Source organism: Streptomyces thermodiastaticus, from assembly GCF_014656135.1.
Classification (GTDB): domain Bacteria; phylum Actinomycetota; class Actinomycetes; order Streptomycetales; family Streptomycetaceae; genus Streptomyces; species Streptomyces thermodiastaticus.
The window spans coordinates 1-22,442 of sequence record NZ_BNBV01000042.1; the positions used below are offsets into that span (position 1 = coordinate 1).

The 22,442-nt window shown below is 72.5% G+C and carries 17 protein-coding genes and 1 pseudogene; 10 read left to right on the plus strand and 8 right to left on the minus strand.

The features are described from left to right. The 5 genes and pseudogenes from IE286_RS25370 to IE286_RS25390 all read left to right on the plus strand — a co-directional run. Window positions 1–155 (plus strand): annotated as a pseudogene (locus tag IE286_RS25370) (IS5/IS1182 family transposase); the annotation flags it as partial. Window positions 156–299: 144 nt separating this feature from the next. Continuing rightward, entirely contained in the window at window positions 300–1,733 is a 1,434-nt protein-coding gene (locus IE286_RS25375) for a WD40 repeat domain-containing protein (protein ID WP_189799100.1), read from the plus strand. A 98-nt stretch (window positions 1,734–1,831) separates the two neighbouring features. Further along, entirely contained in the window at window positions 1,832–2,584 is a 753-nt protein-coding gene (locus IE286_RS25380; RefSeq protein WP_189799101.1) for a hypothetical protein, read from the plus strand. A gap of 257 nt (window positions 2,585–2,841) precedes the next feature. Further along, entirely contained in the window at window positions 2,842–3,999 is a 1,158-nt protein-coding gene (locus tag IE286_RS25385; protein ID WP_189799102.1) for an acyl-CoA dehydrogenase family protein, read from the plus strand. Between the two features lie 62 nt (window positions 4,000–4,061). Continuing rightward, window positions 4,062–4,934: an acyl-CoA thioesterase gene (locus IE286_RS25390; protein WP_189799103.1), complete on the plus strand. Its 873-nt coding sequence runs from the start codon at window positions 4,062–4,064 to the stop codon at window positions 4,932–4,934. Between the two features lie 10 nt (window positions 4,935–4,944). Here IE286_RS25390 and IE286_RS25395 read toward each other — a convergent pair whose 3' ends face one another. Beyond that, entirely contained in the window at window positions 4,945–5,733 is a 789-nt protein-coding gene (locus tag IE286_RS25395) for a phosphatase (RefSeq protein ID WP_189799104.1), read from the minus strand. Between the two features lie 92 nt (window positions 5,734–5,825). Beyond that, window positions 5,826–7,310: a PucR family transcriptional regulator gene (locus tag IE286_RS25400; protein WP_189799105.1), complete on the minus strand. Its 1,485-nt coding sequence runs from the start codon at window positions 7,308–7,310 to the stop codon at window positions 5,826–5,828. Window positions 7,311–7,592: 282 nt separating this feature from the next. Here IE286_RS25400 and speB point away from each other — a divergent pair, with 282 nt between their 5' ends. From speB to IE286_RS25425, 5 genes are all read left to right on the plus strand, one after another. Next, entirely contained in the window at window positions 7,593–8,555 is a 963-nt protein-coding gene (gene speB, locus IE286_RS25405; protein WP_189799106.1) for an agmatinase, read from the plus strand. Window positions 8,556–8,670: 115 nt separating this feature from the next. Next, window positions 8,671–9,735, plus strand: coding sequence for an esterase-like activity of phytase family protein (locus IE286_RS25410; protein ID WP_189799107.1), 1,065 nt, complete (start codon window positions 8,671–8,673; stop codon window positions 9,733–9,735). Window positions 9,736–10,001: 266 nt separating this feature from the next. Beyond that, window positions 10,002–13,730 (plus strand): ABC transporter ATP-binding protein, encoded by a 3,729-nt coding sequence (locus IE286_RS25415; protein ID WP_189799108.1) that lies wholly within the window; start codon window positions 10,002–10,004, stop codon window positions 13,728–13,730. A gap of 276 nt (window positions 13,731–14,006) precedes the next feature. After that, complete coding sequence (locus IE286_RS25420) at window positions 14,007–14,396, plus strand: hypothetical protein (protein ID WP_229863718.1); 390 nt, start codon at window positions 14,007–14,009, stop codon at window positions 14,394–14,396. Between the two features lie 179 nt (window positions 14,397–14,575). Next, a complete protein-coding gene (locus IE286_RS25425; RefSeq protein WP_189799109.1) occupies window positions 14,576–16,027 on the plus strand; it encodes a S28 family serine protease in 1,452 nt (483 codons plus the stop codon). 31 nt (window positions 16,028–16,058) lie between these two features. Here IE286_RS25425 and IE286_RS25430 read toward each other — a convergent pair whose 3' ends face one another. The 6 genes from IE286_RS25430 to IE286_RS25455 all read right to left on the minus strand — a co-directional run bounded on the left by IE286_RS25430 (window position 16,059) and on the right by IE286_RS25455 (window position 22,414). Next, window positions 16,059–16,670: a hypothetical protein gene (locus IE286_RS25430; protein ID WP_189799110.1), complete on the minus strand. Its 612-nt coding sequence runs from the start codon at window positions 16,668–16,670 to the stop codon at window positions 16,059–16,061. Window positions 16,671–16,822: 152 nt separating this feature from the next. Further along, window positions 16,823–18,721 carry a glycoside hydrolase family 3 protein gene (locus IE286_RS25435; protein WP_189799111.1) on the minus strand — a complete coding sequence of 633 codons (1,899 nt, stop codon included), beginning with the start codon at window positions 18,719–18,721 and terminating at the stop codon, window positions 16,823–16,825. Between the two features lie 442 nt (window positions 18,722–19,163). Beyond that, on the minus strand, window positions 19,164–19,964 hold the full coding sequence (locus tag IE286_RS25440) for a sugar phosphate isomerase/epimerase family protein (RefSeq protein ID WP_189799112.1): 801 nt from the start codon (window positions 19,962–19,964) through the stop codon (window positions 19,164–19,166). A gap of 69 nt (window positions 19,965–20,033) precedes the next feature. Next, window positions 20,034–20,963, minus strand: a complete 930-nt coding sequence (locus IE286_RS25445) for a bifunctional helix-turn-helix transcriptional regulator/GNAT family N-acetyltransferase (protein ID WP_189799113.1) — start codon at window positions 20,961–20,963, stop codon at window positions 20,034–20,036. 25 nt (window positions 20,964–20,988) lie between these two features. Further along, window positions 20,989–21,507 carry a GNAT family N-acetyltransferase gene (locus IE286_RS25450; protein ID WP_189799114.1) on the minus strand — a complete coding sequence of 173 codons (519 nt, stop codon included), beginning with the start codon at window positions 21,505–21,507 and terminating at the stop codon, window positions 20,989–20,991. Between the two features lie 88 nt (window positions 21,508–21,595). After that, entirely contained in the window at window positions 21,596–22,414 is an 819-nt protein-coding gene (locus tag IE286_RS25455; RefSeq protein ID WP_189799115.1) for a class I SAM-dependent methyltransferase, read from the minus strand. Window positions 22,415–22,442: the final 28 nt, after the last annotated feature.

Sequence of the window (22,442 nt, forward strand, 5' to 3'; positions counted from 1 at the left end):
CACGGTCAACCGCGCGCCGGCCCGGGCCCGGGCACCCGTCGAGCGAGGCATGGCACGGCTGAAGTTCCTGGCGGATCTTCCGCAGAGCCCGGTGCAGCCCCAACCGCATGACGTCAATCGCCGCAGCCGTCCTCACACTGGAGAGGCGACGCTGAAAAAGCTCATTGACAGCCATGCCTGTGTTCTCGGCAGTCTCAACAACTGCGAGTTGCGAAGGGGCTTCCTCTCCCGCAGTCGTGTGGGCTGGCTCGTCCGAATCAGGACTACACGAATGCGCAACAGATGGTGAACATGAGTGCATGGGGGATGTGGCCGGCCTTTCAGGGCTGAGGCGATCGTTGGTGGTCCTGAGCGTGCTCGCCGCCCTTGCGGCGGGGAGTACGGCGTGTACAGCTGAGGACGGGAAGCCACCCGATGCCCGCCCCTCCGCGGTACGCGTCGATCGGCGTAGCGTCGGCGAGCGGCTCGCGAAGGAGTCGCTGCGGTTGGCCGATACAGATCCGCGCCTGTCCATGGCGTTCGCGTTGGAGGCCGCGGAACTGACCCAAAGCCCCCAGGTGGCCGCCGCACTGAACAGGTTGCGCAAACCTCACCGCATCATGTCTTTCAAGATCGGTTCGTCACCCGTACAAGCCCTGCGTCTCGGGGGTGAGAGGCGCTTCCTCATCGGTGGCGACACGAGCGGGGAAGTGCGGGTCTGGGACGCCTATAACGGTCGCACCCGCTTGTCGGCACGGGTGCAAGGCGCCGTGACCGAAGTGGCTCTGAGCTACGAAGCCGATCTTGCGGCGATCAGGAGCGCGAGTGGCGAGGTGCGGGTGTGGGACCTCGGCACTGGGCGGCTGGTCCGCAGGTTCGAGAGCGTTTCCAGCCGCACCGGAGGGCTTGCCTTTGTGCCTACTCCGGAAGAGGAGCTGCTTGCTTTCAGTGGCCGTGACGGCACTGTTCAGCTGTGGACGACGAAGAAGTGGGACCGCAAGACAACGCTGGGGCCGGCAGGCGGTAGTGCGGATCTCAGCTGGTTCCTCGATGAACGTATGATGCCGGTGCTCGCTACGCTCTCCTTGCATGGAGATGTAGAAGCCTGGGACCTGGACAGCGGGCGTCGCCTCGGCATCGTCCGTGTGCCCGTCAACAGCGATGCTTCACAGGCTGAGTTCGTCTTGGACACCGAAGGTCATGGTGACGACACGGCCGTGGTCTCCGACGGAGTAACCACTTGGGTGATGTGGCTGAGAAGTGTGGTCAGCCGCGACTCCGTCACCTCTGATGTCGTGCCGTTGGGGCGTGATCTCGACCTGCCAACGCTTTACGGTTCACCTTTGGTCGCTGCAACGAACAAGCAGCGTGACACCATAACAGTGCTGCGGGTGGATCCGTTGAATCCACACACGATCCATCGTCTTCTCCGTCGGCAGATCACTGCCCGTGGGACTCGAATATCGGCTTGGGCGGGTCGCGAACCGCAATTCGGCTACTGGGGGCCACAGCCGCCGCCACGAGTGCCGGCGGCTGTGGCGTTCGCCGACGGCTCCGTCGCGCTGTGGGACCTTCTGCAGGAAAAATCCCCGCTGCCTGCAAGCAAGAAGGCGATCCAGGATGAACTTGTCCAGCTGTGCTCCGGGACTCCGGTTGTGCTCTCCCCGGAAGAGTGGAAGAAGCTGATTCCTGAGCTGCCGTACTCCCCTGCCTGCGTCGAGGTCTTCAAGGAACTCGAAGGAGCGCACGATTGAGCATGCCTGGTGAAGATGAGCCTGTGCCCGCAGGGGAGTCTCGCGTTCGCCGGATCGCCCGTCGACTGCAGTTCCGGTGGAGCCGCACGCGGCCATGGATGGCACGGCTGCGCCGCAACGGACCAAGCGCCAGGGTGGTGGGCTGGGCGACCGTCCTCAGTCTGGGCGTCGCCGTGGTCTTCGGTGTTCTGTCCCTTGTGGAGGACGAGGAAGACAGAGGGGAGAAGGACGAGTTCAGTGTGCTCGAACTCTCGGCCGGGCAGTCGCGGCCGACCAAGACGACGAAGGTGGACGAGGCCACCGGCGGGCGCTATGTGTCCGAAGAAGAGGCCACGACCCTGTACGTGTACCTGAGCAACAACACGGACGACCTTTTGGTGTTCCGGGGTATCAAGGTGAAAACCAAAAGATTCATAGAGGTGAGCGACTGTGTCCTAGGCGTCGGTGGCCCGGTTCAGATAACGGCAGGATATGACATCGACCTCCCGAAGCAAGGAAAAAGCGCGAACAAGTCGATTCTTTATCAGCTGCGCCCCAGGCAGGCAGAGGGTATCTCGATCACGCTCGGGACGGAGGCGGAGGAGGACGGTATCTACGAGCTTGAGATCTTCCTGCTGGGTGGAAGCGAATACCGCAAGGTGGGTGAAGTGATAGCTTTCTCGTATCCGGGGCTGGAGAAGCTCTACCCACGCGATCTCGCGACGCTGCCGCTCCATGACTTCCCGAACGCCTCCTGTGTCCGTCGGCTGGACCGGACGCTGACCGACTTCATCGCTCAACACGACTCGGTCCCCAAAGAGGTACGCACCCTGCAGAAGGGTGTGCACATGACTGCCGAAGAACTCGGCTGACATCTTGCCTCTGTGGTGAGGTGAAGCGGCCGCTGGCGACAGCGGGTGGCTGAGATGAAGCCGAGGAAGGCTGGAGGGCGAGTCCGTGCCCCTGAGGGCCGCCGGCCACGAGGTCCCGCCCCCGCCCGGCCGTCGATCGTGACGAGGGTTACTGTGCCGCACCCCTTTACCGGTCTGCCTACCCGCCGGTACGTTGCTGTGAGCAAGCGCTTAGACAGCCAGCCGGCGGTCCGGTCGAGGTACGTGGAGGTGGCGGCGTGCGCCGTACGGTGTTCAACGAGGATCACGAGGCGTTCCGGGAAACCCTGCGCGCCTTCATCGAGGCCGAGGTCGTGCCGGTGTACGACGAGTGGTTCGCCGAGGGCATCGTGCCCCGCGAGTTCTACTACAAGCTCGCCGAGCTGGGCCTGTTCGGCATCAACGTGCCCGAGGAGTACGGCGGGGCCGGCCTGGAGACGCACAAGTTCGAGGCCGTCCAGTACGAGGAGACCGCCCGCGCGGGCGTGACCTTCGGCGGCTCCGGCGTGCACGTGCTGCTCGCGCTGCCGTACATCAAGATGCTCGCCACCGAGGAGCAGAAGCGGCGCTACCTGCCCAAGTTCGTCTCCGGCGAGGAGATGTGGGCCATCGCCATGACCGAGCCGGGCACGGGTTCGGACCTGGCCGGCATGAAGACCACCGCCAAGCTCTCCGAGGACGGCACGCACTACGTCCTCAACGGCGCCAAGACCTTCATCACCGGCGGTGTGCACGCCGACCGGGTCATCGTCTGCGCCCGGACCTCCCCGCCCACCGCCGAGGACCGCCGCCACGGCATCTCCCTGTTCGCCGTGGACACCAAGTCCGAGGGTTACACCGTGGGCCGCAAGCTGGACAAGCTGGGCCTGCGCACCTCGGACACCGCCGAGCTGTCGTTCGTGGACGTCAAGGTGCCCGTCGAGGACCTGCTCGGCGAGGAGAACCAGGGCTTCTACTACCTCGGCAAGAACCTGCCCTCCGAGCGGTGGGGCATCGCCTACGGCGCCTACGCGCAGGCCAAGGCCGCGATCCGGTTCACCAAGCAGTACGTCCAGGAGCGCACCGTCTTCGGCAAGCCGGTCGCCCACTTCCAGAACACCAAGTTCGAGCTGGCCGCCTGCCAGGCCGAGGTGGACGCGGCCGAGGCCGTCGCCGACCGCGCGCTGGAGGCCCTGGACGCCGGCGAGCTGACGCCCGCCGAGGCCGCCTCCGCCAAGCTGTTCTGCACCGAGGTCGCGCACCGGGTGATCGACCGGTGCCTGCAGCTGCACGGCGGCTACGGCTACATGAACGAGTACCCGATCGCCCGCCTGTACGCGGACAACCGCGTGAACCGCATCTACGGCGGCACCAGCGAGATCATGAAGACGATCATCGCCAAGGACATGGGTCTGTAGGGCCGGGCCAGGGCCGCGCGCCCGTGATCCGGACGAACGTCGGTGCAGGAAACGGCCGGTACATGAGTCAGGCACTTCGGTCACTGCTCGATCTGCTCGACCTGGAGCGGATCGAGCAGGACATCTTCCGCGGCAGCTCCCGCCCGGCGGTCGTGCCGCGGGTGTTCGGCGGGCAGGTCGCCGCGCAGGCCATGGTCGCCGCGGGGCGCACGGTCCCCGCCGACCGGTTCGCGCACTCGCTGCACGCCTATTTCCTGCGCCCCGGAGACCCGGGCGCGCCCATCGTCTACACCGTCGACCGCATCCGTGACGGCCGCTCCTTCACCACCCGCCGGGTGGTCGCGGTGCAGCACGGGCAGCCGGTCTTCCATCTGTCGGCGTCGTTCCAGGTGTACGAGGAGGGCCTGGACCACCAGGCCCCGATGCCGGCCGCCCCGGACCCGGAGACCCTGCCGACCTCCCCGGAGCGCCTGCGCGGCTACGGCCATCTCGCGCCGGAGGTGGTGGAACGTTTCCTGCGGGCACGGGAGGCGGTCGATCTGCGGTACGTCGACGAGCCGCCGTACGGGCGGTTCGGCGAGCCGCGCGAGCCGCGCTCGCAGGTGTGGTTCCGCACCAACGGCAAGCTCGACGACGACCCGCTGCTCCACGTGGTCCTCGCCACCTACGTCTCCGACATGACCCTGCTGGACTCCGTGCTGCTCGCGCACGGGCGCGGCGGCTGGGCGGTCGGGGACGTGGTCGGGGCCTCGCTGGACCACGCGATGTGGTTCCACCGTCCGTTCCGCGCCGACGAGTGGCTGCTGTACGACCAGCAGTCGCCCTCCGCGTCCGGCGGGCGGGGCCTGGGCCAGGCCCGGATCTACACCCAGGACGGGCGGCTGGCGATCTCGGTGATCCAGGAGGGCGTGGTCCGCGTCCCCCGGCAGCGCTGAGCAGCCGTGCTCAGACCAGCCCCGCCTGGTCGAGCAGATACGCCGTCATCGGGTCGTAGTAGCGGGGGCTGGCCACATGGTCGTCGAGCGGCACCGTCACCTGGACGGTGCCCTCGGCCTCCGCGAGGAACAGCGCCGGGTCGTTGCAGTCGGCGTAGCCGACGCTGTCCACGCCGTACTGTCCGGCGCAGCCCGCCCAGCCGTGGTCGGCGACCACCAGGTCCGGCAGCGGGCGGCCCGCACGCTGCAGTCCGGTGAGGATCGCGCGCATCGGCTCACCGGAGTGGGTGTGCCACAGCGAGGCGCCGTGCTCCAGGACCGCCACGTCGGCGAACTGCACCACGTAGCCCTCGTCGGTCTGCAGATGGTCGGGGATGACGACGATCTCGCAGCCGGCGGCGCGCAGCGCGGCGGCCGTGGCGCGGTGCACGTCGAGCAGGCCGCCGGGGTGGCCGGTGGCCAGCAGCACCCGCTGCCCGCCCTCGGCGGCCTTGCGCAGCCGGCCGGCCATCCGCTCCAGGGCGGCCACGGTCAGCTCCGGGTCGATGGTGTCCTGGCCGTGCCGGTGCTCCGGGTCGTCGCTGACCCCCACCCGCTCGGCCATCACCGCGAGCACGTCCTGCTCGTCGCTCCACCGGTCGCCGAGTTCCAGGCCCAGCCAGTAGTTCCGGTCCCCGTTGGCCAGCGCGCGGTAGTGGGCGAGGTTGTTCTCGCGCGGCGTGGCGACCCTCCCGGCGATACGGGTCCGCACGAGGTGGTCGATGAGCGCGTCACGGCTGGGTGTCCCGGATATCGGCATGGTCCCCATTGTGAGGCAGCGCCCCGTGCCCGTCCCGGCCGTCCCGGCGTCTGGGACGCGTCTCACGCCCGCCGCCCGGGGCTCCGGATCCGTCAGACGTGCCGCAGGGCGAACCACAGCTCCATGCGGACGTCCGGGTCGTCCAGGTCCGCCTCCAGCAGGGCGGCGCAGCGGGCGATGCGCTGCCGGACGGTGTTGCGGTGCAGGCCGAGCGCGGCGGCGGTGCGGTCCCAGCCGCCGTGCAGGGACAGCCAGGTGCGCAGGGTCTCGGTCAGCGCGGGAGTGAGAGGGGACAGCAGCGCACGGGCGTGGGCCGCAGCCTGGCCGGCCGGCACCAGCCCGGTCAGGCCGTGGCCGAGGCCGCCGTGGGTCACCAGCGGGGTGCGGGTGGCGAGGGCGCGAGCCAGGGCGGCGGACGCCTGGGCGTCGGCGGCCGGCCAGTCCCGCGGCCCGACCGGGGAGCTGACCCCCAGCGTCCAGCCCGGCAGCGCGCTCACCTCGCGTCCGGCGGGCACCAGGATGCGGACCACGCCGTCGGCGAGGTCGGTCAGCGGGGAGCCGAGCGCGGCCCCCAGCGCCGAGGCGGCCACCTCGTCGGCGGCCCGCGCGGCCGGGCGTGCGTGCACCACAACCCACCGGCCGGCGCCCAGCAGCGGTGCCACCTCCTCGGGGCCGGCCCCCAGCAGCAGCCGGACCAGCGCGGACGTCAGGGCCGGCCCGGTGCCGCCGCGGTGCCCGCCGGTCAGCAGGGACAGCAGCACCACGGCCACCGAGGCGATGGTGTGGTCGCCCGGGGCGCGGTGCGCGGAGGCGACGGCGAGCACGAGGCCCTCCCCGGCGCCGAGGGCGTAGGCGGACAGGTGCAGCCCGGCCACCGTGTCGGTGGCGGAGGACCGGGCCCGGCCGGTGACCGTGCGGGCCAGCGCGTCCAGCGCCTCCCGTACCGCCGGCGGATGCTGCGCGCGGCCCTCCTCGGTGATGCGGGTGCCGTCCGGTCCGTAGAGCACGGCGCGGCCGTCCAGGTGCCGGGCCAGCCGGCGCAGCACCGAGGGCACCGGGCCGGGGCGGGACGCGGCGGCCGCCAGCGACCGCACGGCCTCGGTGACCCGGCGCAGCTCGGCCAGCCGGGACTGCGCCATCAGCTGCCACACCGCGCGGGCCACCGCGGCGAACGTGGTGTGCGGCGGGACCTCGATCAGCGGCAGCCGGTGCCGGGCGCAGGCCTCCACCAGCGCCTCGGGCACCGTGTCGTGCACCGGGGTGACACCGAAGCCGAGGGCCGCGCCGCCGGCCGCGGTGATCCGGGAGACGTAGGTGTCGAAGTACGGCGACCGGTCGTCGGCGACGGTCTCCCGCGGGATGTGCAGGCCCGCGGTCAGCAGCAGCTCGCCGCCGAGGAGGTACGGGTACGGGTCGGCCATCTCCGAGGCGTGCGCCCCGTGCAGGACGGCCTCCTCCGGGCCGGCGAGCGGCCGCAGCGCCAGGTCCTCGCGGGCGAGCAGCGCCGACAGCTCGACCGGCGGGGTCGGCGGGAGCGCGGGAAAGGGCGAGGCGGAGGGGGATCGCGGGTCCGGCATCTGTGCACTTCCTCCCGTCCGGCGCCGGGGAATGGAGGAAACGTACACTTCGCAGCGGCTGTCCGGTCACCTAGTGTCGATCCGGACCGGCTTCGAGACAGGGCCCGGACGTCCTCGCCCGGCGCTGCCGGCTCCGGTCCGGGCAGGGCCGGCCTGCGCACAAGAACGCCAGGGTTCCCGGCCGCCGGCTGCGCGGTGACCCCGGCGCACCGGCAGAACGCATCCGTACCGCCAGGAGACGAACACGCCACGCGCGACCGAGCGCGGGAAAGAAGGCATGGCATGAGCAGCACCGGCACGCCCCGCGGTCCCGTCGACTCCTCCCGCGTCCCGCGGTACGCCGGCCCGGCGACCTTCGCCCGGCTGCCCCGCCTCGACGAGGTCGGCCGGGCCGACGTCGCCGTGGTGGGCGTGCCCTTCGACTCGGGCGTCTCCTACCGGCCGGGCGCCCGCTTCGGCGGCAACGCCATCCGCGAGGCCTCCCGGCTGCTGCGCCCCTACAACCCCGCCCAGGATGCCTCGCCCTTCGCCCTCGCCCAGGTCGCCGACGGCGGTGACATCGCCGTCAACCCCTTCGACATCGACGAGGCCGTGGAGACCATCGAGGCCGCCGCCGACGAGCTGCTCGCCACCGGAGCCCGCCTGATGACCCTCGGCGGCGACCACACCATCGCGCTGCCGCTGCTCAGGGCGGTCGCGAAGAAGCACGGCCCGGTCGCCCTGCTGCACTTCGACGCCCACCTGGACACCTGGGACACCTACTTCGGTGCCGCCTACACCCACGGCACCCCGTTCCGCCGGGCCGTGGAGGAGGGAATCCTCGACACCTCCGCGCTCAGCCACGTCGGCACCCGCGGCCCGCTGTACGGCAAGCAGGACCTCACCGACGACGAGAAGATGGGCTTCGGCATCGTCACCTCCGCGGACGTCTACCGCCGGGGCGCCGACGAGGTGGCCGACCAGCTCAGGCAGCGCATCGGCGACCGCCCGCTGTACATCTCCGTCGACATCGACTGCCTCGACCCGGCCCACGCCCCGGGCACCGGCACCCCCGAGGCGGGCGGCATGACCTCCCGTGAGCTGCTGGAGATCCTGCGCGGCCTGGCGTCCTGCAACCTGGTGTCGGCGGACGTCGTCGAGGTGGCGCCGGCCTACGACCACGCCGAGATCACCTCGGTCGCGGCCTCGCACACCGCGTACGAACTGACCACGATCATGACCCGCCGGATCGCGGAAGCCGGGTGACGCACGGCCACCGCCTGGAGCGCCGCCCGACGGCGCCGACGACGGGCATCCGACGGCGGGACGACGTCTTGAGAAGTTCCCCCGCCCGTCACCGGCCTGCCCTACGGTGACGCCCATGCGTCTGAGAACCGTACTCGCGGCCGCCACCGCGGCCCTGGCGGCGGCCACCACCCTGACCGCCGCGGGGCCCGCCGCGGCCGGCACCCCTGCCACCGGGCCGTCCCACCTGAGGCAGTCCGCCGCCCTGCCCTCCCACACCTGTTCGCCCTCCGTCTCCCTCGACCGTTTCTCCGACGCGCTCGACAAGACGACGTACCAGGGCACCTTCGTCGGGAACTTCTCCGCGCTCGCCGTGGACCGGGACGGCTCGCTCGCCGCCCTGGACGACCGCTCCTCGCTGTTCTCCCTGGACGCGAGGACCCTGCGGCCGCAGCGCGTCGTGCGGCTCGCCGACGAGCAGGGGGCGGAGCTGGACAGCGAGGGCCTGGTCGTCGACCGGGACGGCACCCGCCTGATCACCTCCGAGACCGAGCCGTCGGTGCGGCGTTACGCGCCCGACGGCAAGCTCCTCGACCGGCTCCCGGTCCCCGACGCGCTCCGCATCGCCCCGGCAGGGCGGGCCACGGCCAACCAGACCTTCGAGGGCCTGACCCTGCTGCCCGGCGGGCACACCCTCCTCGCGTCCATGGAGAACGCGCTCTTCGGCGACTCAACCGACCTCGTCCGCTTCCAGACCTGGACCCGGACCGGGGACGGCCACTGGCGGCTCGGCGCCCAGTACGCCTACCGCATCGACGACGGCCTCGGCGTCCCGGAGGTGCAGGCCACCCCCGACGGCCGGCTGCTGGTCCTGGAGCGCGGCTTCACCGAGGGAGTCGGCAACACCGTCCGCCTCTACCTCGCCGACCCGCGCCACGCGAGCGACACCCGCCACGTCGAGAACCTGACGGGGCAGCCCGGCGTGCGCCTGATCCGCAAGACCCTGCTGGCCGACATCGCCGACTGCCCCTCCCTGGGCGCCACCGCCAGACAGCCGCAGCCCAACCCGCTGCTGGACAACATCGAGGGCATGGCGGTCACCGGCCGTGACGGGAACCGGCTGAAGGTGCTCCTGGTCAGCGACGACAACCAGAACGACGTCCAGACCACCCGCTTCTACCACCTGCGCATCCGCGTCTGACGAGTGCGTCTTCAAGTGGCCGCGGGGCGCGCGATGCCCAGCGCGTGCCCCGCGGTCTCGCGCCCCGGCCGTCTAGGGCGTGCCCGCGTGCGCGCCCAGGACCATGAGCGCGCCCATGAGCGCGCCCGCGTATGCCCCGGGCCCGCGCGCCCCGCCTCTCATCCGTGCGGTGCAGAGGTCCGTTTGTTGCAGAGGGATGAAATCCGCTTCCCCGCGCGTTGGTGCCTTCCGGCAGATCAGGACTTCCGGCCGACGGAGGGGAACGCGTGGCAGCGCAACCAGGATGGGCACGGCGACTGGCCGGGTACGCGTGGCGGTATCCGAAGGACGTCGTGCTGGCCCTGGGAGCCTCGCTCGCCGGCATGGCCGTCACGGCCGTCGTCCCGCTCATCACCAAGGTGATCATCGACGACGTGATCGGCGCGCACAGCCGTCCCATGGCCCCCTGGGCCGGTGCCCTGATCGGCGCCGCGCTGCTGGTGTACGTCCTCGCCTACGCCCGCCGCTACTTCGGCGGCCGGCTCGCCCTGGACGTCCAGCACGATCTGCGCACCGGCATGTACGCCACGATCACCCGGCTCGACGGCCGCCGCCAGGACGAGCTGTCCACCGGGCAGGTGGTCGGCCGTGCCACCAGCGACCTGCAGCTGATCCAGGGCCTGCTGTTCATGCTGCCGATGACCATCGGCAACGTCCTGCTGTTCCTTGTCTCCCTGGTCGTCATGGCGTGGCTGTCACTGCCGCTGACCTTGGTGGCGCTCGCCGTGGCCCCGGCGCTCGGCTGGATCGCCCGGCGCAGCCGCACCCGGCTGCACCCCGCCACCTGGTACGCGCAGGCGCAGGCCGCCGCCGTCGCCGGCGTCGTGGACGGCGCGGTCAGCGGCGTCCGCGTGGTCAAGGGCTTCGGGCAGGAGGAGCAGGAGACCGCCAAGCTGCGCGCGGTGGGCCGGCGGCTGTTCGCCGGACGGCTGCGCACCATCCGGCTCAACGCCCGGTACACCCCCGCCCTGCAGGCCGTCCCCGCGCTCGGCCAGGTCGCGATGCTGGCGCTCGGCGGCTGGCTGGCGGTGCGCGGGCACATCACGCTCGGCACCTTCGTGGCGTTCTCCAGCTACCTCGCCCAGCTCGTCGGCCCGGTCCGGATGCTCGCCATGGTGCTCACCGTCGGCCAGCAGGCCCGCGCCGGCACCGAACGCGTCCTGGAACTGATCGACACCGAACCGTCCCTGGCCGACGGGACCGTCGACCTGCCCGCCGACGCGCCCGCGACCGTCGAGTTCGACGACGTGAGCTTCGGCTACGACCCCGAACGCCCCGTCCTGCAGCACCTGAGCTTCACCATCCGGCCGGGCGAGACGCTCGCGGTCGTCGGCTCCTCCGGCTCCGGCAAGTCCACCCTGTCCCTGCTGCTGCCCCGCTTCTACGACGTCACCCATGGCGCCGTCCTCGTCGGCGGCCACGACGTGCGCGACCTGACCCTGGACTCGCTGCGGGCCGCGATCGGACTGGTGCCGGAGGACTCCTTCCTGTTCTCCGACACGGTGCGCAACAACATCGCCTACGGCCGCCCCGACGCCACCGACGAGGAGATCCGGGCCGCCGCCCGCGCCGCCCAGGCCGACCGTTTCATCTCCGAGCTGCCCGACGGCTACGACACCGCCGTCGGCGAGCACGGCCTGACCCTCTCCGGCGGCCAGCGCCAGCGCCTCGCCCTGGCCCGTGCCCTCCTCAGCGACCCCCGACTGCTCATCCTCGACGACGCCACCTCCGCGGTGGACGCCCGTGTCGAGCACGAGATCCACGAGGCGCTGGAGCGGGTCATGCGGGGCCGTACCACCCTGCTGATCGCCCACCGCCGCTCCACCCTGGGTCTGGCCGACCGCATCGCGGTCCTCGACGACGGCCGCCTGGTCGACCTCGGCACCCACGACGAGCTGCAGGAACGCTGTCCCCTGTACCGCAGGCTGCTCACCGACCCCGGCGAGCTGGGCGGCGTCTCGCCCGGTCATGAGCAGCCGGCCGGCCCCGGCGAGGACACCTCGGTGCGCGCGGAACTGGACGCCGAGTTCGACGCCGAACGCGGGGTGACGCCCCGGTTGTGGACCGGCCACCGGGAGCCGGAGGACACCGCCCTGTCCGGCACCCCGGCCACCCCGGAGCTCCTCGCCCAGGTGAAGGCGCTGCCGCCGGCCACCGACACGCCCGGCATCGACGAGGAGCGGGCCGTCCGCCCCGAGGAGTCCTACAACCTGCGCCGCCTGCTGGACGGCTTCGGGCTGCCGCTGCTCGCCAGCCTGGCGCTGGTCGCCGTGGACGCCGGGATGGGCCTGCTGCTGCCGGTGCTGATCCGGCACGGCATCGACCAGGGCGTGACGAAACTGGCGCTGGGCGGCGTCTGGTCGGCCGCCGCGACGGCCCTGCTGGCCGTGTTCGTGCAGTGGGCGGCACAGACCGGCGAGATCCGGATGACCGGCCGCACCGGCGAGCGGGTGCTGTACACGCTGCGGCTGAAGATCTTCGCCCAGCTGCAGCGGCTCGGCCTGGACTACTACGAGCGCGAGCTGACCGGCCGGATCATGACGCGGATGACCACGGACGTCGACGCCCTGTCGACGTTCCTGCAGACCGGTCTGGTCACCGCGTTCGTCTCGGTGGTCACCTTCTTCGGCATCATGGTCGCCCTGCTCGCCATCGACGTGCAGCTGGCGCTGGTGGTGTTCGCGACGCTGCCGCCGCTGATCGTGGCCACCTTCTTCTTCCGCCGGGCCAGCGTGAAGGCGTACCGGCTGGCCCGTGAGCGGGTGTCGGTGGTCAACGCCGACCTGCAGGAGTCCGTGGCCGGGCTCAGGATCGTGCAGGCCTTCCGGCGGGAGCGCGACGGCCGCAGCCGGTTCGCCGAACGCAGCCGCAGCTACCGCCGGGCCCGGATGCGCGGCCAGCGGCTGATCGCCGTCTACTTCCCGTTCGTGCAGTTCCTGTCCTCGGTCGCGGCCGCCTCGGTGCTGATCGTGGGCGCCGGCCGGGTGCAGCACGCCACCCTGACCACCGGCGCCCTGGTGGCCTACTTGCTGTACATCGACCTGTTCTTCGCACCCGTGCAGCAGCTCTCCCAGGTCTTCGACGGCTACCAGCAGGCCACCGTCTCCCTCGGCCGCATCCAGGAACTCCTGCGGGAGCCGACGTCCACCCGGCCCGCCGACAAGCCCCGCGCGGTGCGGGAGCTGCGCGGCGAGATCCTCTTCGAGGACGTGCACTTCTCCTACGGCTCCGGCGACTCGGGCGAGGCCGCCCTGACCGGCATCGACCTGCACATCCCCGCCGGCCAGACGGTCGCCTTCGTCGGCGAGACCGGCGCCGGCAAGTCCACCCTGGTCAAGCTGGTCGCCCGGTTCTACGACCCGACCCGTGGCCGGATCACCGTGGACGGCACCGACCTGCGCACCCTGGACCTGACCGCCTACCGGCGCCGGCTCGGCGTGGTGCCGCAGGAGGCGTACCTCTTCCCGGGAACCGTCCGCGACGCCATCGCCTACGGCCGCCCCGACGCCACCGACGCCGAGGTGGAGGCGGCCGCCCGCGCGGTCGGTGCGCACGAGATGATCGCCACCCTGGAGGGCGGCTATCTGCACCAGGTCGCCGAGCGCGGCCGGAACCTGTCCGCGGGCCAGCGCCAGCTCATCGCACTCGCCCGTGCCGAACTGGTCGACCCCGGCATCCTGCTGCTGGACGAGGCCACCGCGGCGCTCGACCTGGCCACCGAGGCCCAGGTCAGCCAGGCCACCGACCGGGTCGCCGGCCGCCGCACCACCCTGGTGGTCGCCCACCGGCTCACCACCGCCGCCCGCGCCGACCGGGTGATCGTCATGGACCACGGCCGCGTCGCCGAGGACGGCACCCACGAGGAACTGCTGGCCCGCGGCGGACGGTACGCCGAGCTGTGGCGGACCTTCCTGGGCGCCTCCCGCGCCGAGGAGCCGGCCGGCGCGGCACGCTGAGGCTCCCGGGCGCGCGGCACGCGCACCGCGCACCGCGGACCCACCGGACCGGCCGCACTGACCGGACCCACCGGACCGGCCGCACTGACCGGACCGACCGGACTCACCGGACCGGCCGCACTGACCTGACCGGACCGACCGGACCGACCGAACGACCGGACCGGCCGCACTCCGTGGACGGCCGCGACCCGGGACACGGGCCGGGCGGCAACCGTGCGGCGCGCCCCTGCGTCCGTACCTGCGTATGCCGCTGCGCCTGACGTTCGGGGGTGACTCGTGAAGCGTGGGCTGACGCGCCGGCTGCGGGCAGCCGGCCTGGCCGTGCTCGCCGGCTCCTGGCTGCTCGCCCTCGCCCCGGCCGGCGGCGCACAGGCGGCACCCACGAGGTGCGCTGGCCACCAGGTGCGGGCCCTGCCGTTCCCCGCCGGCGCCGTGCACGTGTTCCGGCGCCACGGCTATGTGTGCGCGCTCACCGTCGCCGCGCAACCGGGCGCCGCACGCCCGGTGTCGGTGTCCGTGCAGGCCCGCGGCAGCCTCCCGGTCACCGACTCCGGCCGCCGTTCCCACCGCGCCGGACCCGTCACCGTGCACACCGGCCACCGCTGCGTCCGCATCGCCGGGTCCGTGGGCACCCAGTCGGTGCGCACCGGCTGGATCCTGTGCTGACGCCGAACCAGTGCTGCTGACTCGAATCCTTCCCTGACGTCCCGAAACCTGTGACGGACTGTTGTCGTGACCGCGCCGCATCCCTGAGCGACACGCCGGGACCTGGGCCCGACACCCCCTGGTGCGCGGGCAAGTTGGGCGCTAGCTTCCGGCGCACATCCGTCTCACAGGGAGGGTGCATGCGCACGGCGCTCAGATGGCTGCTCGCGCTCACCGTGCTCATCGGCACACTGAGCGCGGCGGGGACGGCCACCGCGGCCCCGCCGGGAACCACCGGCTCCACGGCACACGACACCGGCACCGACATCAAGGACCGGCTCCTGGCCATCCCGGGCATGAGCCTGGTGGAGGAGAAGCCCTACCCCGGCTACCGCTTCTTCGTCCTGACCTACACTCAGCCGGTCGACCACCACGACCCGTCCAAGGGCACCTTCCAGCAGCGGATCACCGTGCTGCACAAGGGAGTCGACCGCCCGACGGTCTTCTACACCAGCGGCTACAACGTCTCCACCACCCCCAGCCGCAGCGAGCCGACCCGCATCGTGGACGGCAACCAGGTCTCCCTGGAGTACCGCTTCTTCACCCCGTCACGGCCCGAGCCGGCCGACTGGTCCACGCTCGACATCCGGCAGGCCGCCGGCGACCAGCACCGCGTCTTCCAGGCGCTCAAGCAGGTCTACCCCCGCAACTGGCTGGCGACCGGCGGCTCCAAGGGCGGCATGACCGCCACCTACTACGAGCGGTTCTACCCGCACGACATGGACGGTGTCGTCGCCTACGTGGCCCCGAACGACGTGGTCGACGACGAGGACTCCGCCTACGACCGCTTTTTCGCCACCGTCGGCACCGAGCAGTGCCGCGACCGGCTGAACGCCGTGCAGCGCGAGGCCCTGGTGCGCCGCTCCTCGCTGGAGAAGAAGTACGCCCGGTACGCCGCCGCGAACGGTTACACCTTCACCACCATCGGCAGCCTGGACCGGGCCTACGAGGCCGTGGTCCTCGACTACGCGTGGGGCTTCTGGCAGTACAGCCTCCTCGACGACTGCGACACCGTCCCCGCGGACGCCCGGCACGCCACCGACCAGGAGATCTGGGACTCCGTCGACACCATCTCCGGCTTCTCGGCCTACACCGACCAGGGTCTTGAGACCTACACGCCGTACTACTACCAGGCGGGCACCCAGCTGGGCGCGCCGACGATCCACTTCCCGCACATCGAGAAGAAGCTCATCCGCTACGGCTACCAGCCGCCGCGCACCTTCGTGCCGCGCTCCATCCCGATGCGGTTCCAGCCCTGGGTGATGCGGGACGTGGACACCTGGGTGCGCCACCACGCCGAGCACATGCTCTTCGTGTACGGGCAGAACGACCCGTGGGGCTCGGAGCGGTTCCGCCTCGGCCTCGGCGCCCGCGACTCCTATGTCTTCACCGCGCCGGGCATGAACCACGGCGCGAACGTCGCCGGGCTCGTCCACGAGGAGAAGGCCCTGGCGACCGCGCGGATCCTGCACTGGGCCGGGGTCGCGCCCGCCGCGGTGCGGCAGGACCCGGCCCAGGCCCGGCCGCTGGCCTCCTACGACGCGGCGCTGGACACCCGTGACACCGAGCGGGAGCCGGCCCTGCGGCCCTGACCCGCGCCCTGCCCGCGGGCTGCGCCCGGCCTCACAGCCGCCGGGCGCAGCCCACCGGGCGGCTGCCGCCGATCTCGACGTACAGCGCGGTCGAGGGCGGGCACTGGGCGCGGTCGCGCACCGCGCGGGTCACCCGGTACTCCGGCTCGCTGCGCCCCGAGCCGTCGCAGGCGGTCTCCCGGACCTGGCCGCGGCCCGCGCGGTAGACGCAGTCGCCGGGGACGGTGCGCGGCCCGCCCCCGCCGCCGGGGTCGCCCGGGTGCGGCGGTTCCAGCTTGCGCATGCACGCGTAGCCGCGCGGGATCACCACGTCGCCTGCCTCGCCGCCGCCGGCCCGCTGGGGGCTGATGTGGAGCACGAAATCGGTGGCCGGCGGACACAGCGGGCCGTCCTCGGGCCGGCCGTCGTACCGGGCGATCACCCGGGCCGCCGCCCGCTCCCCGGTGCACGGCACCTCGGTGACCCGTGTGGTGCCGAACGAGCTGCACTCGTCCACACCGAGGAACACCGCCCCGTACCCGGCGAGCTGAGGTTCGCTCGCCGGTGCGGCGGAGCCGGGCACGCCCGGCCGGCAGCCCGTCAGCAGGGCGGCGAGCAGTACCGGCAGTACGCACCCCGCTCCCACGGACCCGCTCCTGCGCATCGCCCTCCCCCTGCCTGCACCTGCGTCCAGCGTGGCCCGCGGCGCCGGGGCACGCCAGGTATGAGCGGCGCTTTCGGCTCGTTGGGGGTGGTGGGCCGGGTGCGCGGCGTATGCGCGGTACGTCCGTCGCGCGAGCCCGGCCCGCGGTCCGGCTAATGCCGGCGGTACGACAGCCCGTACCCGATCGGGTACAGCGTCTGCTCCGGATCGTCCGCCCGCTGCACCGGCACCGGCAGCGTGCCGCGCGGCGAGACGCGGCCGGCGACGACCCGGGCGGCGGCCCGCACCTCGACGTCGGTCCACGAGTAGGCGGCCAGCACCGCGGTGGCCGCCGGGAGCTGGGCGACGTCGTACGGGTTGCGCACCGCGACCGCGATCACCGGCCGGCCCGTGGCCGCCAGCCGCTCCACCAGCGTCTGCTGGGCGCTGCCGGCCGTGACGTTGTACGTGGCCACCACCACCGCGTCCGCGTCCCGTGCCGCCGCGACCGCCTGGTCGGTCACCGCCGCGGACGGCGCCGTGCCGGTCGGCAGGGCGGTGGCGCCGAAGCCCAGCTCCGTCAGGGCCGAGGCGAGTACACCCGTCGTCGGGCCCGTGGTGCCCGACGGGGAGTCCGGGTCGGCGCCGACGACCAGGATCCTCTTGTGGGAGCGCCGGGACAGCGGCAGCAGGTTGCCCTTGTTGACCAGTAGGGTCGTCGTCCGCTCGGCGATGGCGTCCGCCGTCCGCAGGTGCGCGTCCGTGCCGACCGTGCGGGTGACGTCCGCCCGCGTGGTGTACGGGTGGTCGAACAGACCCAGACGCGCTTTCAGCCGCAGGATGCGCAGGATCGATTCGTCCAGCCGGGCCTCGGTGAGTTCGCCGGAGTGCACCGCGTCCAGCACCGCGTGGAAGGCCACGTCGAGGGACGGCGGGTTGAGCAGCTGGTCCACCCCCGCCTTCAGCGCCAGCACCGGCACCCGGTCGTCGCCGTACTTGGTGCGCACGCCCTCCATGCCCAGCGAGTCCGTGATCACCACGCCGTCGTAGCCCAGCTCCTCGCGCAGGATGCCGGTGAGGATGGGCCGCGACAGGGTGGCCGGGTCTCCGGAGGGGTCCAGCGCCGGGAACTGGATGTGCGCGGTCATGATCGAGTCGATGCCGGCTTTGATCGCGGCGCGGAAGGGCACGGCGTCGAGCGTCTCCCACTGCTCCCGCGTGTGGGTGATGACCGGGAAACCGGTGTGGCTGTCGACGGCGGTGTCGCCGTGCCCGGGGAAGTGCTTGGCGGTCGCCGCGACCCGGGAGCTCTGATACCCCTTCACCTCGGCGGCCACCATGCGGGCCACGGCGTCCGGGTCGGCGCCGAAGGACCGCACCCCGATGACCGGGTTGGCCGGGTTGACGTTCACATCGGCGTCGGGGGAGTAGTCCTGGTTGACGCCCATGGCGCGCAGCTCGGCGCCGGAGATCCGGCCGAGCGTGCGGGCGTCGGCGGCCGAGCCCCCGGCGCCGACGGCCATGGCGCCCGGGAACAGGGTGGCGGGCTTGCCGATGCGGCAGACGATGCCGTGCTCCTGGTCGGTGGCGATGAGCAGGGGCAGCCCGCGCGGCTGGGCGAGGGCGGCCTTCTGGATGCCGTTGGACAGGTCGGCGATCTGCTGCGGGTCGCGGGTGTTGTGCGCCCAGGCGAAGTAGATGATGCCGCCGACGTGGTATTTCGCGACGAGTTCCGCGGCGGTGCGGACGCCGATCTCCTCCAGGTTGGCGTCGATGTCGGCCTGGTCGGGGTCGGTGGCCGAGTGGCCGTAGACCCGCATGACGAACAGCTGGCCGACCTTCTCCTGAAGCGTCATGCGGGAGATCAGGGAGCGCAGGCTCCGGTCGTCGTGGCGGGAGGCGGCCTGGGCGGTGCCGGTGCCCTGGACGGCGAGGGCGGCGGTGAGGCCGGCCGTGGCGGCGAGGACGCTGCGCCGGGAGGGACGGACGGCGCCCGTCGCGGGGCCGGCCTGCACCGGGTGCGGGGGCTGTCCTGGTCTTCCAGTGCCTTCCGCGCTGCTGGTGTCGTGCACGTGCGCTCCTTCCGGAGGACTTGCGCCGGAACGTCGGGGTGATGTGCGCCGGACAGCTCTGAAGGAAACTTCCGGGGTGACACCAATATCCGGGAAGTTTCTTCCGGTCAAGGGTGGGAGCAGCGTGGGCACGTGGATGCCGCACGGGAACAGCACAAGGCCGTCACCGGCGCCAGGGAGGTGGAAGCGCCGGTGACGGCAGGCCGCCGGCCGAGGTGCGGCAAGGAGGGCAGCCGGCGCTCGCGGCCAGCGGCGAGGCCGGCACCGCACCGTGCGGTTCCTGTGGCAGCGTGCCCATGGGACGTGAGCCGGGAGCCCCGGGTTCCCTTCCGCCCGGTTTCCCTTCCGGGCGGAATCCGGGCGCAGCGGCACCGGGCCGCGCCGCCCGCCGGACCTTTCGCGGTGCCCCTCGGGCAGGTGGCAGGGGCCGGGACGCCGTGCCCTACGCCGACGCGTTGAGCAGCCGGTCCAGGTGCTCCCGGCCCGCGCTCAGCAGGCCAGGCAGCGGGGCCGCCGCCTCGTACCAGCGCTTCTCGTACTCCCAGCACAGCCAGCCGTCCCAGTCGTGCCGCGAGAGCACCTCGACGCACTCGGCGAGCGGCAGCACCCCCGCACCGAGCGGCAGCGGGGTGGTGTCCTCGGCCGAGGCGATGTCCTTGACCTGGACGTATCCCAGGTGCGGGGCGAGAGCGGCATACGTCTGCTCGGGCTGCTCCCCGCCCAGCCAGGTGTGCATCACGTCCCACAGCGCGCCCGCACTCCGGTGCCCGACCGGGCCCAGGACGCGGATCGCGTCGGCACCGGTGCGGTGCGAGTCGTGCGTCTCCAGCAGGATCCGCACCCCCAGCGCGGCCGCGTCCTCGGCGGCGACGCCCAGCCGCCGGGCGGCCGTCTCGTCGCCCTCCGCACGGGGCCGCGCCGGGTCCGCCCCGGGAAACACCCGCACATACGGCGCCTGAAGGTCGTGGGCCAGCCGCAGCAGGGCGCGGATCTCCTCCAGCACGGGCTCGTCGTCCCCGGGCGCGGCGACCCGCGCGTACCCGGCGACGCCCAGCACCTCGACGCCGGCCGCCCGGAACAGCGCGGCCGCCTCCGCCCGTTCGGCGGGGGTGGCACCGGGGTTCAGCGGCTCCTCGGCGTGGGCGCGCAGTTCGACGCCGTGGTAGCCGTGGGCCGTGGCGAGCGCGACGACCTCAGCGAGCGGCAGGCCGGGGACACCGAGGGTGGAGAACGCCAGCTTCATGGGGCGACCCTAGCGCCTGTCGCCCCTCATGACGCCGCCCTCGCGGTCCCGGCACCGCCGGGCGCCGGCTCACGACAGGTCCAGCCGCCAGTCCTGACCCACCAGGTCCTTGCCGAAGGAGTGATGCGGCCGTTCGGCCACAAGAGTGAAACCGTGCCGCTGATACAGGCGCCGGGCGGCGGTCAGGACGTCGTTCGTCCACAGCACCAGCTCCCGGTACCCGGCCTGCCGGGCGAACCCGGTCACGGCCCGCACCAGCCGGTCGCCCACCCCGCGCCCGCGCGCCTCCGGCTCGACCAGCAGCAGCCGCAGCCGGGCCGTGGCCGTGCCTGCCCGGTCCCGTACGCACATCACGCACCCCACCGGCCGCCCCCGCGACTCCGCGATCCACACCCGCTCCCGCCGCGGGTCGTGCCGCTCGGCGAACTCGGCGACGATCCGGGCCACCAGGCCCTCGTACTCGGCGTTCCAGCCGTACTCCGCCGCGTACAGCGCCCCGTTGCGCTGGACGATCCAGCCCAGGTCACCGGGGAGCGGCTCGCGCAGCACCACCTGCGCGGGAGCCTGGGCCTCGGCGCGCCCGCCGTCGAGGATGCCGCGGATGGTCTGCATGGCCTCCGTCAGCCGGCGCCGGTCGCCGGGCGGCACGGTGTCCAGCAGCGCCGCGACCCGCCCCCGGGCCCGCTCGTCGAGCAGCGCGGCGGCCTCGCGCCCCCGCGCGGTGAGCGTGAGCCGGCGCCGCCGCTGATCCGTCGCGGACGGCTCGCGCTCGACCAGCCCGGCGTCCACGAACCTGGTCAGGATGCGGCTGAGGTACCCGGCGTCCAGATCGAGCCGCGCCCGCAGATCCGCCGCGTCCATCAGCCCGTCGTGCGCCAGCTCGTACAGCACCCGGGACTCGGTGAGGCTGTACGGGGCGTACAGGTGGCGGCCGTAGTCGAGGGCGCCGATCAGCTGGGTGTAGAAGCGGTTGAAGGCACGGACGTCCTGGACGGTCATCGTCGCCCCCGGATGTCTGACTCAGTCAGAGGTCGGTGTCTCTCGTCGAGCGTAGGACCGACCGGGACGCGAGGCGAGGGGTACGGCCCAGCTTCGCTCCAACCGGTGACCACACGCCGAGCCACTGCTCGGCACCGAACTCCTCGAACCGCTCCACCTCGGTGAAACCCAGCTTCGCCGCGAGGCGCAGCGAGCGGCCGTTGGCCGTCTGCGTGCACAGCACCACCGGCTCACCGGCACACACGCCGGCGAACCAGTCGAGCACCGCCGCGCAGGCATCGGCGGCGTATCCGTGTCCCCACACCCCCGGCAGGAACGCGTAGCCGAGCTCGGCCACGAACGTGCCGAGGCGCCGCCCGGGCACCTCGGGCGCCACGCGTTCCAGTTCATCGCGCGGTCGAGGACCCCCGAGGCAGGCCTGCACGTCCGGCGAGGCGACCAGCTCGACGAAGGCCTGCCGGTCCCGGGCCTCGGACGCACGGAGCACGAGCCGTCCGGTCCTGACCGGCGCGGGCGGCCAGACGACGGGGCCGAGCCCGGTCATGCCAGGCACCCCACCGGCCGCCCCCGCGCGTGCAGGACGGCTGCGCTCCGGCGCGCCGTGCCGCCGTGCCGCACCCACGGACGAACGGTCATACGGCGGGCCGGTGTCCGACGACCAGGAGGTGCGAACTCGCCGCCAGCAGCTCGGGATAGGGCTCGGCCATGCGGGCCGCGGCCAGTGCCGACTCGAACAGAGCCGACTCCCTGAAGTCGCTACCGGTGTTCCGCTCGGCCGCCGCGAGCATCGACCAGGCCGGCCCCTCGATCCCGAAGACCCGGGCGTCCTCGAACCCGGCGGCGGCGACCTCCTCGCGCAGCTGTTCACCGCTGTGGAAGCAGGCCGCGGTGAACGCCTTCTTCCCGTCGTGGATCTGGGAGGCCAGGATGCCGGCGATGTTCTTCCGCAGCGGCTCCTTGTGCAGGTGCGCGAAGGCCGCGTGCTCGAACAGGCTGGAGTACCGGTTGATCCCGGCCGCCGCCAGCAGGCCCCCGGGCTTGAGCACACGGAAGGCCTCGGCCAGCGCCCGGTCGCGGTCGGCCCGGTCGATCAGGTGGTACAGCGGTCCCAGCAGCAGGACGACGTCCTGCGAGGCGTCCCCGGCGGTGAGCCGGCGGGCGTCGCCCAGCTCCACGCCGGCACCGGTGGCCCTGGCCTGCTCCACATGCCGGGGGATCGGATCGACGAGGTGCACCGTGTACCCGTCCTGCACCAGCCACCGCGCGTGGGCGCCGGGCCCGCCACCGACATCCAGGACACGCGCCGGCGGCGCCGGCAGGTGACGGCGCAGCAGTTCCTGGGTGCGCACCATCTCCAGACGCCCGTCCGCCGTCGCGGTCAGCCGGTCCGCCTCGTCGATGGTCTCGGTGTAGAACCGCACGATCTCGGGCGCTAGCTCAGGAAGGGACATACGGGCATTCTGGGTGCCGGAGAGTGGA